The organism is Mycobacterium shottsii (assembly GCF_010728525.1).
In the GTDB taxonomy this organism is placed as follows: Bacteria; Actinomycetota; Actinomycetes; order Mycobacteriales; family Mycobacteriaceae; genus Mycobacterium; species Mycobacterium marinum.
In genome coordinates, this window is sequence record NZ_AP022572.1 from 4,825,850 (window position 1) to 4,839,455 (window position 13,606).

General features: G+C 66.2%; 8 protein-coding genes and 2 pseudogenes. 5 read left to right on the plus strand and 5 right to left on the minus strand.

Annotated features, from left to right (window positions below):
* Positions 1-16 precede the first annotated feature (16 nt).
* Entirely contained in the window at positions 17-445 is a 429-nt protein-coding gene (locus G6N41_RS22320) for a nitroreductase/quinone reductase family protein (RefSeq protein WP_198965682.1), read from the plus strand.
* 10 nt (positions 446-455) lie between these two features.
* Here the strand turns inward: G6N41_RS22320 and G6N41_RS22325 are convergent.
* The 3 genes and pseudogenes from G6N41_RS22325 to G6N41_RS22335 all read right to left on the minus strand — a co-directional run bounded on the left by G6N41_RS22325 (position 456) and on the right by G6N41_RS22335 (position 2,961).
* Positions 456-1,327: pseudogene (locus G6N41_RS22325) on the minus strand (IS5 family transposase).
* Positions 1,328-1,373: 46 nt separating this feature from the next.
* Entirely contained in the window at positions 1,374-1,802 is a 429-nt protein-coding gene (gene arr, locus G6N41_RS22330) for an NAD(+)--rifampin ADP-ribosyltransferase (RefSeq protein WP_198965683.1), read from the minus strand.
* Between the two features lies 1 nt (position 1,803).
* Complete coding sequence (locus G6N41_RS22335; protein WP_198965684.1) at positions 1,804-2,961, minus strand: zinc-binding dehydrogenase; 1,158 nt, start codon at positions 2,959-2,961, stop codon at positions 1,804-1,806.
* A gap of 103 nt (positions 2,962-3,064) precedes the next feature.
* Here G6N41_RS22335 and G6N41_RS22340 point away from each other — a divergent pair, with 103 nt between their 5' ends.
* Positions 3,065-4,501: an amidase gene (locus G6N41_RS22340; protein ID WP_198965685.1), complete on the plus strand. Its 1,437-nt coding sequence runs from the start codon at positions 3,065-3,067 to the stop codon at positions 4,499-4,501.
* 42 nt (positions 4,502-4,543) lie between these two features.
* On the opposite strand, the gene G6N41_RS22345 is transcribed toward G6N41_RS22340, so the two are convergent.
* A complete protein-coding gene (locus tag G6N41_RS22345) occupies positions 4,544-6,109 on the minus strand; it encodes a phospholipase C (RefSeq protein WP_020730411.1) in 1,566 nt (521 codons plus the stop codon).
* 839 nt (positions 6,110-6,948) lie between these two features.
* Between G6N41_RS22345 and G6N41_RS22350 the strand changes: the two genes are divergently transcribed.
* On the plus strand, positions 6,949-7,905 hold the full coding sequence (locus G6N41_RS22350) for a DUF732 domain-containing protein (protein ID WP_321573798.1): 957 nt from the start codon (positions 6,949-6,951) through the stop codon (positions 7,903-7,905).
* Between the two features lie 95 nt (positions 7,906-8,000).
* Here the strand turns inward: G6N41_RS22350 and G6N41_RS22355 are convergent.
* Positions 8,001-9,187: pseudogene (locus tag G6N41_RS22355) on the minus strand (PPE domain-containing protein).
* Positions 9,188-9,511: 324 nt separating this feature from the next.
* Between G6N41_RS22355 and G6N41_RS22360 the strand changes: the two are divergent.
* Positions 9,512-12,259, plus strand: coding sequence for a PE family protein (locus G6N41_RS22360; protein ID WP_198965687.1), 2,748 nt, complete (start codon positions 9,512-9,514; stop codon positions 12,257-12,259).
* Between the two features lie 441 nt (positions 12,260-12,700).
* Positions 12,701-13,582, plus strand: a complete 882-nt coding sequence (locus tag G6N41_RS22365) for a hypothetical protein (RefSeq protein ID WP_198965688.1) — start codon at positions 12,701-12,703, stop codon at positions 13,580-13,582.
* Positions 13,583-13,606: the final 24 nt, after the last annotated feature.

A 13,606-nucleotide genomic window follows, 5' to 3' on the forward strand; every position in this document is an offset into this window, starting at 1 on the left:
ACTCAAAGGGGTTGCCATGACAAACGTCAAAGACGACAAGACGCTCCGCAAGTTCCGCAGGGAGCGTGCGCTCGGACGCTACTTGCTCAACCCCGCCGTGAAGGGGATGGGCAAGCTGGGGTTGCGAACCGCACTGGCCACCGAGCTGGAGACGATCGGACGCAAGACCGGCCAGGCCCGCCGCGTTCCGGTGTCCGCGCAATTCGATGACAACGGCGCGTGGATCATCTGTCAGCACGGCACCCGCTCGGGCTGGGGACGCAACATCGTCGACAACCCGAATATCCGGGTTCGCCAGGGGACTCGGTGGCGTACGGGCACTGCGACATTGCGACCCGACGACGACGTCGTCGGGCGAGGGCGCAAGTTCGGCAGACTGGGAGCCAGCGTGGTCAAGGCGCTGGAAACCACACCGGTTTCGGTGCGGATCGACTTCACCGACTAGGTCCTGTCTGCTAATTGCGGACGCGGTGGTAGGTGATGATGGCGGCCAGGGTGACACCGCCGAGGTAGGTCAGGGCGTATTTGTCGTAGCAGGTGGCGACCGCGCGCCAGTGTTTGAGCCGGTTGAAGCTTCGCTCGACGGTGTTACGGTGCTTGTAGATTCGGCCTGAGAACCCCGGAGGCCGTCCTCTGTTGCGGCCTTTGGCTTTGCGGCGGGTGATCTGGTCGCTGCGCTCGGGGATGGTATGGGCGATCTTGAGCCGGCGCAGCTGTGCCCGCGTCGAGTCATGGGAGTACGCCTTGTCCGCCAGCAGGCGAAACGGGGCGTATGAGTTGCTGCACCGGGCGGCCAGCAATGGCCAAAGCATCGGATTATCACCGGCTTGACCGGCCGACAGTGCCAGGGTGACCGGACTGCACAGCTGGTCGGTCAAGGCGTGGATCTTGGTAGTCAGCCCGCCGCGGGAACGCCCAATGGCGTGGTCATCGGGCTCATCGAGATATTTCTTGTAATTCGACAGATCCCCCTGTGCGGCGCCCGGGGCGCTCCGGCTGCGTGTCGGTGGGCGCGCACACTGGTCGAATCGACCGACAACAGTGCGCCCAGGTCGGCGTCCTCGGCGTCGAGGTCAGAGGCGATCGCCGCGAAGATCCGCGCGTAGATGCCATCGACCGACCAGCGTAGATGCCTCTCGGCCACCGATTGCCAGGGACCGAAGTGCTCGGGCAGGTCACACCACGGAGATCCCGTACGGTAACGCCAGATAATGCCCTCCAGAGTACGTCGATGATCGTTCCACGGCCGGCCACGCCGCCGCCCCGCAGGCAACACCGCCACGATCAGCGACCACAAATCATCAGAAATCGCATGCGTCCGCATCACCCAAACAGCATCAGCCAAAACACCATTCACATTAAGCAGACACGCCCTAGCCGTAGATGACGGCACGTCCCTGCCGCTGCAGCTGGGCCAAACGGTCCCGCATGGCCTGCAACTGTGCGGGTGAATGCCCCGCCGAGTCGGTGAGTTCACCAATGATTCTCACCGGCTCTCGGGTGCGGTAGGAGCGAGTCGGGTTTCCGGGAAGCTTTTTGTCCGTCACGTTCGGGTCGTCCTCTAGCGCACCGACCGGTTCCGCGAAGTAAATCCGGCCTCGACCCTCGCCCGTCGCCAGCTCGGCTCCCCACACCGCCGCATCCAGCGTTTGGGTGACATAGACGTGGTTCGACAGCCGCTCCGCGCCGTAGTTCGACCGGCGCCCCGGCACCAGCAGGTCCCCCACCGACAGCTCGGCTTTGGTGCCATGCAGGAGCGCACCCGACTCGTGGACCTCGAAGGGTTTGGGTGCAGCGGGCACCCTAATCCCCTTCAGCGGGAACGGCGTTGGGAGTCACGAGGAACTTCTCGCCGGTCGCTCGTTTGACGTATTCGTGGAACGCGTCGGGTTTGAGCATGCCGGCCAGCGAAACCTCGCGAGTGTAGTGGCTGGCGAACGTCGTGCTGAGCTCCGCGGCCACCCGAGCCCGCAGCCGAACAAAAGTCTCGGCCCCCGCGCTCTGCAAGAACGTGGTGAGTAACCATCCGCCGACGCCCCAGGCCATCCCGAAGTCCCGCTTGAGCACCGTGGGACTGGTGTCGAGCGAGCCGTAGATGTACACCTGCTTGTGCACGCTCGATCCGTAGCGTGAGTACTCGGCCGCGGTCGCGTTGGCCGCCTGCTCCATGCCGCTGAGGATCTGGCCGGCCAGCGTCCCACCGCCGGTCGCGTCGAAGGCGAGCGTGGCCGATGTCGCCTTGAGCGCCTCGACGAGGTCCGTCGAGAACGACGGCGAAGTGGAGTTGCAGACGTACTCGGCGCCAAGCGATCTCAGCAGCTCCTCTTTCTCGGGCTTACGCACGATGTTGATCAGCGGTATCCCGTCTTTGAGGCAGAGCTTGACCAGCATCTGGCCGAGGTTCGACGCCGCTGCGGTGTGCACAAGGGCCGAATGCCCTTCGCGGCGCATGGTTTCGGTCATTCCCAGTGCCGTCATTGGGTTGACGAACGACGATGCCCCATCTCTGGCCGTGGCCCCGTCCGGCAAAACCAGACATGCGGAAGCGTCGATCGCCCGGTATTGCGAATACATCGCGCCGCCCGCAATGGCCACCTTCTTGCCGATGAGGGCTTGGGCCGCTTCGGACGAGCCCGCGGCCACCACGGTGCCGGCTCCCTCATTGCCCACCGGCAGCGATTGGTCCAGTCGCGCCGAAAGGGCTCCCAAAGTGGCCTTTCCGATCGGGGCGGTGACGATGGGGCGCTGCGCCGTGCCGGTGACCGTCGCGGTAGCCATGTCGGCGCTGGCGACCAGAAGGCCCAGATCCGACGGGTTGATCGGCGAGGCTTCCACTCGCACCAGTACCTCGTTGGCGCCGGGAACCGGAACCGCAACCTCGTGCAACGAGAGTTCGAGCGTGCCCTCAGATGTCACCACTGAACGCAGCTCAAGGGCGATCTCAGGAAGGTCTTGGGTCATAGTGGTGCCTCGCTCCTGTGTCGGACGGATGCTCAGAGCATATGAACTCACCGCGGCGCCAATTATCTTCCCGGGCCACAAACCTCATGCTAGACAGGCTTGCATGAGCACCCTTGCCGAGCAGACCCGTTGGATGGACGCAACCGATCAAGCGGCGCTGGTCGCGGCCGGCGAGGCATCCCCTAGCGAGCTGCTGGAGGCCGCGATCGAGCGCATCGAGCGCATCAACCCGGCATTGAACGCGGTGGTGATCCGCTGGCTCGACCACGCTCGCGAGACGGCCAGCGCCGATCTCCCCGACGGCCCGTTTCGCGGTGTGCCATTCCTGATCAAAGACCTCTATGCGCTCTACGCCGGACAGCCCATCAGCAACGGCAACCTCGGGTTCAAGCAAGCGCATGTCATCGCGGACGCCGACACCACGCTGGTCGGCCGGTACCGCGCCGCGGGGCTGGTGATAGCCGGGCGCACGAACAGCCCCGAACTCGGCAGCCTGCCGACCACCGAAGCGGTCGCCTGGGGCCCAACCCGAAACCCATGGGACACCAGCCGCACACCCGGTGGATCCAGCGGCGGTTCGGCGGCGGCCGTCGCCTCGGGCATGGTGCCGTTCGCCCACGCCAGCGACGGCGGCGGATCGATCCGCATTCCGGCGTCATGCTGCGGCCTAGTCGGGCTCAAACCCAGTCAGGGCCGCATCACGCTCGGCCCGCTTCGAGAGGAGAGCGGCATGTCGGTCGAGCACTGCCTCAGCCGCACCGTTCGTGACACCGCCGCGTTGCTCGATGCGACGCGCGGACCGGGCGTCGGCGACACGGTGATCGCGCCACCGCCGATACGTCCCTACACCGAGGAACTCGGTGCGGACCCCGGTCGGCTGCGCATCGGCATCCTCGACCACCACCCCCGCGGTGGGCCGGTCGACGCGGAAGTCACTCATGCGACCCAGGCGGTCGGCCGGCTGCTCGAGTCGCTAGGTCACCACGTGGACGTGGCATGGCCGGCGGCGTTGGAGGACGCCTCATTCGACTCGACGTTCGGCGCGCTGTGGAGCACCAATATGGGCCTGGCGCAGCGCCGCTTCGAGGAGCAACTCGGCCGTCCCTTGGGCGAGGATGAATTCGAGCTGGTGAACCGGGCCCAGGCCGACTTCGCCAAGCACTTCACTTCCGTCGACTACGCGCTGGCGCTGTCGGCGATCGCCGCGATCCGCAGGGCGATCCAGTCCTGGTGGCACGACGGCTGGGATCTGCTGCTCACACCGACGGTTGCCTCGTTGCCGGTCAAGCTCGGCACCATCGTGAGCACCCCCGAGCACCCGATGGCGGCGATGCAGCGCGCGGGCGAATTCGTACCGTTCACTCCCCCATTCAACACCAGCGGTCAGCCGGCCATCAGTCTCCCGCTGGAGTGGACGCCCGAGGGGTTGCCCATCGGAGTGCAGCTGGTCGCCGCCTACGGTCGCGAAGACGTGCTGCTGCGCATCGCCAGCCAGCTCGAGCAGGCAAAGCCCTGGGCCCATCGCACACCCGACATCTGAGCGCGCAGCCCGCACACGGAAAGTTTTGCGCGGTGTCGGAAATCAGCAGGGACCGCTAGGGATCCCGCGCGTCGGTGAGGTCTCCTGACTGGGCATCACCTGAGGGAACGGCACCCTATATGGGGGCACCGTCTTGGTAAAGACCGTCACGGTGTCAGGAACGCATTGCACCTGTTGCGGAACGGCTTTCAACGCGGGGTGATCGAGATTCGGTGGTGATGCGTTGGGCGGGACGGCGAAGTTGAATGTCGAGGTCATGTCGCCGGTCACCCCCCGTCGCCAGGTGGTCAGGTTGGGTACCGGCACACCGAACCGTTGCTCGAGCAGCCGCAGCTGGGAGGTGTGGTCGAAGGTGTCATGCACCATCAGCGGGCCACGGCTGTAGGGAGAAATCACGAAGCAGGGCACGCGATAGCCCAGACCGATCGGCCCGCGGATGCCACCGGACCCGGTGACCGCGTTGATGTCGGGCACGGTAATCCACTCTCCGGGAGTGCCCTGCGGCGCAGTGGTCGGTGTGACGTGGTCAAAGAAGCCGCCGTTTTCGTCGAAACTGACGATCAGCGCCGTCTTTTCCCACACCGCGGGATTGGACAGCAAGATGCGCAGGATATTGACGATCGCGGTGCCGCCGACGGCCGGCGCCACCGGCACTCCGGGATGCTCGGACACCTGGAACCCGGGCAGCACCCACGAAACCTGGGGCAGCCGGTTGGATGCGACGTCGGCGACGAAGTCCAAAGGATAGGTCGGGGCGATGCCGTAGCGGGCCATGTTCGAGCGGGGATCCCGGGCCTGAACGAAGTCGTTGAGCATGCCGTCGTAGCCGATGACGGTGTTGTTGAGCGCCCCCAGCAACTTGTTTTGGTACACCTTCCAACTGATTCCGGCATCGCTGAGGTTGTCGGGCATGGTGCGCCAACTGAAACGGCCCTGCGGCTGGATGTTGGGGTCCACCAGCAGCGGGCCACCCTGTTCGCCGTTGGGATCGATCCAGGCGCTCATCCAGTACAGCCGGTTGGGCGAGGTTCCACCGATCAGGGAGCAGTGGTAGCCATCGCAGATGGTGAAGGTATCGGCGAGCAGGTAGTGGATCGGTTGGTCTTGGCGGGTGTAGTAACCCATTGTCACCGGTACGTTGCCTTGCAGCGTCTGGGCCTGGGCCTGCGCGCCCAGCCAATTGTCGTTGGCACCGTTGTTGAACGCCCGGTGCATGTCGATCCATTGGTGGCCGGGGTCGTTGACACATGCGCCGTTGAGCAGCGGGCCCCTGGTGGTATCGAACCGGTAGGGAATTGTCACGCCGGCGGGGTCAATTGATTGGGTCTGAGGATTCCAGCCCTTTTGCTGGAATGCTGATGAGGGCGTGTCGAATCCGTTGATGCCCGACAGCGAGCCGAAGTAGTGGTCGAAAGACCGATTCTCCTGGAGCATGAACACAAAGTGCTCGATGTCGGTCAAATGCCCAGAGCAAGGACCGGCGCCGTAGGCCTTTTCGATCACTGGACCCGCCAAGGACATCATTGCGCCGGCGCTGCTAGCGGCGGCGAGTTTGGCCATGAACTCTCGCCGCGACATGCCATCGACAGGGTGTTTGCTCACCAACATACCTTTCCTGCTGGACGCTGCGGTTCACGGTATATTTGCGGTGGTGATTGGCCACAAAGGTCATCCGGTGTTTCGTGTCCGGATTTTGACGTCGTTCGCCAACCGCGGTACATCGTTTCCCCATTCGGGGCACCTTTTTGGAGTCGTCGGCAAATATTGACGCCGGCTACCTGCGCCACCCTGCGCGTGTGACCGGCAGCGCGCCCGCGGCTTGCCGCTGTGGGCGTGGAGACGTCGTGACGGTGATTTGTCGCGGTGCCGAACCGCAACTTTGGCGCGTGCGGATTCGGCTTGCGCTCACCGCGCCTCGGGTGTCACCGACTCAGCACGGGCATTCGTCGCGGTGCCCTCGAGCGCCCACCCCTTCGCAGCCGGACTGTCTTGGGAAAGTGCAACTTCGGCACTAGCATCAAGGCACGCCCGGCCTTGGGCGTCCTTGACGGGGGCGGACCCGACCCGCGGCGAAATCGGCCGCATTCTCTGTGGTGACGCGCGCGCCGAACACCACGTCAGCGCGAACATGGCGGCGCCGCGGGCGAGGGGTCGGCCGAGCGCCCGCGTTATCGCACATCTGTCGCCGTCGGATGTCGCCCCATGGCGTCCACATCAGGAGCGGGACTTTCCCTGGCAAAAAACTGGGACTTCCAGATGACCATTGACATGCGCCCCGGCCGAATGTTACAACAATGTTATAACAATGTTATAACAATGTTAGCCGGAGGAGTCTATGCGAACGGCCACTCACGCGAGATCGATTACCACGCAAACCCGAGAGTCAACGGCCCAACAGAACGGAAACCACCGCCATGATCACCGGCACCGCTACCCGCGCGGGCGCCGTGGCAACAGCCACCGTGATACTTTTCGGCGCCGCGATACTGCGCGGCAACTCAGCAGCGGCCGACCCGAACCAGGACGACCAGTTTCTCGCAGCACTTGATCAAAACGGCATCCCCGCCCTCGAGAACGCGCCAAGTCTGATTGTCACGGCCCACGAAGTTTGTTCCAAACTCGACGGCGGCATGCCGGCAGATGGCGTAGTCGAGTCCATGACGAACTTTGCGGTCAACAACAATTCGGGCCTGAGCCGAATCCCCCGCGACCGCCTCACCCGCACCTTCACCCGCTTCGTCGCTGCCGCCGTGCAGGCCTACTGCCCCACCAACCAGGACAAGCTGGCGTCTTTCAGGACTAGCCCCACGCCTGGATCGAATGGCACCACGCACCGGGCGGCCGCTTACTCCCGCAACATAGTTCGTACCGGGTGCGACGTTGCGGACCGCCCGCGACGGGCGGAGATCGCCAGCACGGCGACTCCATGGCAGGCATCGACGCCCACCGTTGTGGTGCGACTGCCTGGGCCTGTCGTTGGTGGGGCTGTTGTTGCCGGCGAACAAGCGGGCAACCGGCCGGACTGCGGCGCGCCCTCCGCTGATCCGGCCCCATTGGTCAAGGCCGTGCCCGCGGGCGAGACCGTCGCGCCGATGCCGCCGCAGCTCCCCGCACAACCACCGCCGCCGGCGCACATCCTCATCCCACCGCGCGCGCCCGTGCCAACGCCGCAACCGCAGCTGCGGCCGCCCCGACCGCAGGCGCCAACGCCGCCGCCGCAGGACGTGCCACCTCCACAACAGCTGGAGCCCCCCGTGGTTGCTCCTCAGCCGGGGGCAGCTGGAGGTAGCGGCGGCGACGCCGGAAGCGGCGGTAGTGGTGGCGGTGGCAGCGACGGAGGCGGCGCCGCGGAGCCGACGCCGGTGCGGCCCATGCCACCACGTGTCATCAGAATCGCTCCATGAGAACGGAACCGAGCGCCGCCGCGTGCTCGGGTGTGGGTGTGGTCGGGGCATTCTGATCGCGGGCCTACCCGCGGAAGCGCGCCCAGCCGGATCGGCTACGGCACCAGCCGCGTGAGCGTGAACAGACCCGATACCGCGGTGCCGACGTTGAACAGGCCCGAGTTGAAACCGCTGACCAGTCCACTGGGGTTTTGGCCGATTGGGCCGGTGACGCCGGTATTGAAGAAGCCCGAGCCAAGTCCGTTCAGATCGGAACCGCCGGTGGCCGTGTTCCCGATTCCCGACATGAAGTGGTTCTCGGTACCGCCGCCCACCGTATTGAGAAAGCCCGATACATCGTCGCCCGCGTTGCCAAAGCCCGAATTTCCCATGCCGGTATTGTAGAAACCCGAGCTGGTGGCGCCGGTGTTGGTGGTGGACCCAAAGCCCGTGTTCGTGTTGCCCGAATTCCCGCTGCCGGTGTTGGTGGCGCCCGAATTCCCGCTGCCGGTATTTGTGTCACCCGAGTTCCAGAAGCCCGTGTTCAGCAGGCCCGCGTTTCCGATGCCGGTGGCTAGCTCGCCCGAGTTCCCGACGCCGACGTTCGCCTGACCCGAGTTGCCGATGCCCAGATTGTTGAGTTCGCCCGGAACCAAGGTATTGGTAGGTTTCCGCTGCCGGTGTTCCCGCTTCCCAGGTTGCTGTTGCCGGTGTTGCCGTTACCCAGGTTGGCGTTGCCCTTATTGCCGATACCCAAGTTGGGCAGGCTGTGCAGGAAATCCCGTAGCGCGTTCTGCGCGGGCAGCAACTGGGCAGCCGCAGCCGACGCCCCGGCGTGATAGCCCGTCATCGCGGAGACATCGGTGGCCCACATCTGGTCGTACTCGCCCTCGGCGGCCATGATCGCTACGGCGTTGAGCCCCAAGAAATTCGACCGCACCAACTGCACGATCGCACTGCGGTTGGCCGCCACCGCCAGCGGATGGACTATCGCCGCCCGCGCGGTCTCGAAAGCCCCGGCCACCGCCCGCGCTCCCCCGGCAGCCTCCTGGGCCTGGGCCGCGGCCGCGCTCAAGAACCCCACGTAGGACCGCGCCGAAGCGGCCATCGCCTCCGATGCCGGACCCTGCCAAGCCTGCCCGGCCACCCCGGAAGTCAACGCCCAAAACGACGACGATGCCGAGCCCAGTTCGGCAGCCAACCCTTGCCAGGCCGCAGCCGCGTCCAGCATCGGCGCCGAACCCACACGGCTGAACATCAGCAGCGAATTGATTTCCGGCGGCAAGACCGCGAAATTCGCCACGGCTGACCTCCTACCCGCTTCATCGGTGGGCGCACCGCCTGGCGTCCAATGCGGAACCGAGTAATCCGTCACCAGATGCTAGGACGAGGGCGGGGTGCGCAATTGGGTTTTCGCAGCAAAGTCGGGTGCGGCCAACCGCGACCCGCGGGCGCTCGGTGGCTGGAATCGCCATCTCCCGAACCCGCCGGTAACAACGAGTTCCCGAGACCACCAAAGATCGGGCGCGGGCAACACAGTATTGCCCGTAACGCCGAAAAGGCGTGGCGGTCACGCTAGACTCTGGTGCTGCGGACAATTCAATGGTGAAGGGCCGGGTGGCATTAGATGTCGTATGTGATTGTGGCGCCGGAGATGCTGGAGGCGGCAGCGTCGGATTTGGCGAATATCGGTTCGGCCATCGGCGTGGCCAATGCGGCGGCGGCCCTTCCGACAACGTCGGTGCTGGCCGCGGCCGCCGATGAGGTGTCGGCGGCCATCGCGGCGGTGTTCGGAGAACACGGTCAGGCCTATCAGGCCTTCAGCGCACAAGCGACGGCATTCCATACCGACTTTGTTGAAGCCCTCACCACAGGGGTCCGCTCGTATGCCGCCGCCGAAGCCACCAATGCCGGGCAGGCGCTGCTGGGTGCGGTGAACGCGCCCGCCCAGGCGCTGCTAGGGCGCCCGCTGATCGGCAACGGCATCGATGGGACAGCGGCGAACCCGAACGGCGGGGACGGCGGACTGCTCTACGGCAACGGCGGCAACGGATACAGCCAAACCGATGGCGGGCTAGCGGGCGGAAAAGGCGGAAACGCCGGGCTGATTGGCAATGGCGGCGCCGGCGGGAACGGCGGCAATTACCTTGTCGGCGGCGGAGGGGCCGGCGGGGCCGGCGGCAACCGAGGGGTGCTGTACGGCAACGGCGGCACCGGCGGGGACGGCGGCAGTGGGACAACGAGTTACGGCGCCGCCGGGGTTGGCGGCAACGCGCTGCTGTTCGGCAACGGTGGTACCGGCGGAAGCGGACTTGGTGGCGGCGGCAACGGCGGGAATGCCGTGTTCGGCAACGGCGGTGCGGGCGGCGCCGGGGTGGCCGGCATCGGTGGTAACGGCGGAAACACCTTCATCGGCACCGGCGGTGCTGGCGGGGCCGGCGGCGGGACCATTCTCGGCGGCGGATCCCACGCCGGCGGGGACCGCGGCAGCGTCGGGCTCTGGGGCTCCGGCGGGGTCGGCGGCGCCGGCACGACCCCGGATGCGGATAGCGGCTACGCCGGAGGTGATGGCGGCAACGGCGGCAACGGCGGGCTGCTCTACGGCGACGGCGGTGCGAGCGGGGCCGGCGGCCTCGGGTCGGACTACAGCTCGCTGTTCTACAACGCGGGTAACGGCGGCAATGGTGGCGTGGGCGGTAACGCCAGCCTCTTCGATAACGGCGGTGCCGGCGGTGCCGGTGGCGCCGGCGGAACCGGCAGCAGCCTGTCCTACGGAGGCCATGGCGGCAACGGCGGTAACGGCGGCACCGACGGCCTGCTCTTCGGCAAGGGCGGCGCCGGCGGGGACGGTGGCGCCGGCGGAGGAACGACCAGCAGCGGAACCGGGGGTTCCGGCGGCACTGGCGGCACCGGAGGCAGCAGCTTCATCGGAAGCGGTGGCACCGGCGGAGCCGGCGGAGCCGGCGGGACAGCTACCGGCTCCGGCGCCAGTGGTGCCGGCGGTGCTGGTGGTAGCGGCGGCTACAACGGCTTCATCGGTGCCGGTGGGACGGGTGGCGCCGGCGGCGACGGCGGGGGCGGCAACCAGGGGGCTGCCGGTGGGGACGGTGGGAGCGGCGGTACCGCCGCCGGCCTGTTCGGTGCCGGCGGTACCGGTGGCACCGGCGGCACCACCACCGCCAATGGCGGAACGGGTGGAGCCGCCGCGGTCGGTGGAAGCGGCGGCGACGCCAGTAGCCTCATCGCTCTTGGTGGCACCGGCGGCGTCGGCGGCGCGGCCACCGGCGGCGGCGCGACGATCGGCGCGGACGGCGGCAACGGTGGCAACGCCACCGGCCTGCTCAACTTTGGCGGTAGCGGTGGGGCCGGCGGCGCCGGTGGGGCCGGCGCGACCACCGGCGTCCAGGGAGCCGGCGGCATGGGCGGCCCACCCGGTGGCCAGCCGGGCGCAGCCGCCGTGTCTGCCCTGCTTCCCGGCGGCCTAGCGAGCAGCACTGCCGCTGTCGGCGGCGCCTACCAAGACCTGTTCACCAATACGATCACCAACCTGCAAAGCCTCGGCGCTACCTGGGCCGCCAACCCGGCGCCGTTCCTGGGCCAGATAGTCAGCAACCAATTCGGCTATGGCCAGCTGATCTTCGCGGCGCTCGGCAATGCCACCAGGGACTTCACCCTCGGGCTGGCCGGCTTGCCGCCGACCTCCCAAACGGCCTTCCAAGCCGTGTTGGCAGGTGATTTCAGCGGCGCGGCCAGCGACATGGCGGAGGGCCTGTCCAAGCTCGTCGCCACCGGTGTCGACACCAGCGATCTGTCCAACATCAAGCTGCTCGGCCCAGTTGGAGACCTGCTGCCAATCCTGCGTATTCCAGGCGACACCGCATTCAACGTCGCCAACGTGATCAGGACACCCACGGACACAACCGTTTCGGTGGAGTTCACGAGTTATGCTCCGCCCGCGATTACCGGCACCTTCGGGCTGCCAGTGGCGCTGACCCTCGATGCGGCGGGTTCGGCGGTGACCACCGCGAACGCGGTTGGCACCAGCGTGACAGCGCTGACCAACGCCGTGCAGGCCGGTGACTGGCCGGCGGCGATCGGCGCACTCGTCGATGCTCCCGCCGTCGTTGCCAACGGCTTTCTCAACGGGCAAGACACGATGACCGTGCCGTTGTCGGTACCGATCGTGGATTCGGCGGTCATCAATTTCCCTGTCAACGGGATTCTGGTTCCCCCCCACGACTACACCGCGACGGTGGTGATTGCCGGGTTCTCCTATGACGTGCCAATCATGGGCACGCCCATCGGTGGCATCGTGCCGGGACTGCTGACCTATGCGCCCCAACAGTTCGCGAACGCGATCGGCGCTTCCGGGTAGGCGTTTGGAGGGCACGCTGGCGGGAGGCGACGGTGCCTCGGCCTTGACGCGGCGTGCACATCACGACCGTCGGGTGCGCCTGCGCGATCCTGCGGCGATCGTGGCCGCATACGCGAAATGCCTTTGCGTCCTACACTCCTGACATGGACATCCTGCGGGCTGCGACCGAGGACATTCGGTCAACCGCCCGCCTATGGCATATCCAGTCCGCCGGGCTCGGCGTCGACCCGCCACGATCGGCCGGGTTGCCATGTCAGTCCCCTGCAGCGGCGGTGAACGCAGCGCATGCTGCCATCACGATCGCCGCTGCGTCACTGAAGGGGCGGGTACAGGCAAGTGCAACCAAAAGTGGCACAGGCCAACACCGCCTATCTCGCGAATGAGGCCAAGTCAGCGGCGCAAATCGCCGCAGTGGCGGACCGGGCAAGAGGCTGCTGACGAATGGCGGCCGCAATCGGATCACTACCTACCTTGTCGAACCTGATGGCCTGGCCGACAGAGCATCTGACCGAAGCTGCCGATTACTGGACGGCGGCCGGCCATCGTTGGTATGAGGTGTTCAACCAGATCTGGCGAGACAGTCTGTCAGTCGAGTGGAAGGGCATCGGAGCTGACGCGCTGCACACCCGAACCCACGCCGATCACACCAAAGTCGGCGGCTTGGTCGACCAGTTGCACGAGGCGGCCCGCATCGCTCGCGTCGGTGCCTCCGATTTGTACGCGGCCCGGTCGCGGGTTCGGTACGCGGTTGAAGATGCCCGTGACGCCGGATTCGTTGTTGGCGAAGACTTATCGGTCACCGACTACCTAACGGACGGCTCCCTCGTCGAGCGAGCAACTCGTCGAGCCCAAGCCCAAGCACTCGCCGCTGACATCCGCCAGCGCGCAGGACTACTGATCAGCCTTGATGGGCAACTCGCGGGCAAAGTGACTACCGCGATGGCTGGTATCGGCAACGTCTTCCCGGCGGATAACCCGACAACTACGACCACGCCTCCGCCTCCCCCGCCGGCAAGATGCGACCCCGAAGACGTTGCAGAGCTCATGCAGAAGGTAGACGAGTGGAACCAAAGAGACGCGAAACTTACCGATGAAATCAATGCATACAACCGCGAAAAGCGGGACTTCAATCTGAACGATCCTGAGGAGCGCAGGAAGGCAGCGGACTACATCCGGCGCGGGCAGGAGTTGCAGGCGAAGAAAGACAAACTCTTGGATGACCAAAGAGACCTGATTCGGGAGGTGACGGAGTGCGGAGCGAAAATCGTAGACAGCCACATAGAGTGGCCAAACCGATCAACGAGTCCGACTCGGACCCGGTGACTGCCCCGATGCGGATGCCGCGAA

Bases quoted from the DNA above. Each gene is read 5' to 3' on its own strand.
- G6N41_RS22340 (WP_198965685.1), top strand. From the start codon at position 3,065: ATGAGCACCCTTGCCGAGCAGACCCGTTGGATGGACGCAACCGATCAA.
- G6N41_RS22320 (WP_198965682.1), top strand. From the start codon at position 17: ATGACAAACGTCAAAGACGACAAGACGCTCCGCAAGTTCCGCAGGGAG.
- G6N41_RS22335 (WP_198965684.1), bottom strand. From the start codon at position 2,961: ATGACCCAAGACCTTCCTGAGATCGCCCTTGAGCTGCGTTCAGTGGTG.
- G6N41_RS22365 (WP_198965688.1), top strand. From the start codon at position 12,701: ATGGCGGCCGCAATCGGATCACTACCTACCTTGTCGAACCTGATGGCC.
- G6N41_RS22360 (WP_198965687.1), top strand. From the start codon at position 9,512: ATGTCGTATGTGATTGTGGCGCCGGAGATGCTGGAGGCGGCAGCGTCG.
- G6N41_RS22345 (WP_020730411.1), bottom strand. From the start codon at position 6,109: ATGTTGGTGAGCAAACACCCTGTCGATGGCATGTCGCGGCGAGAGTTC.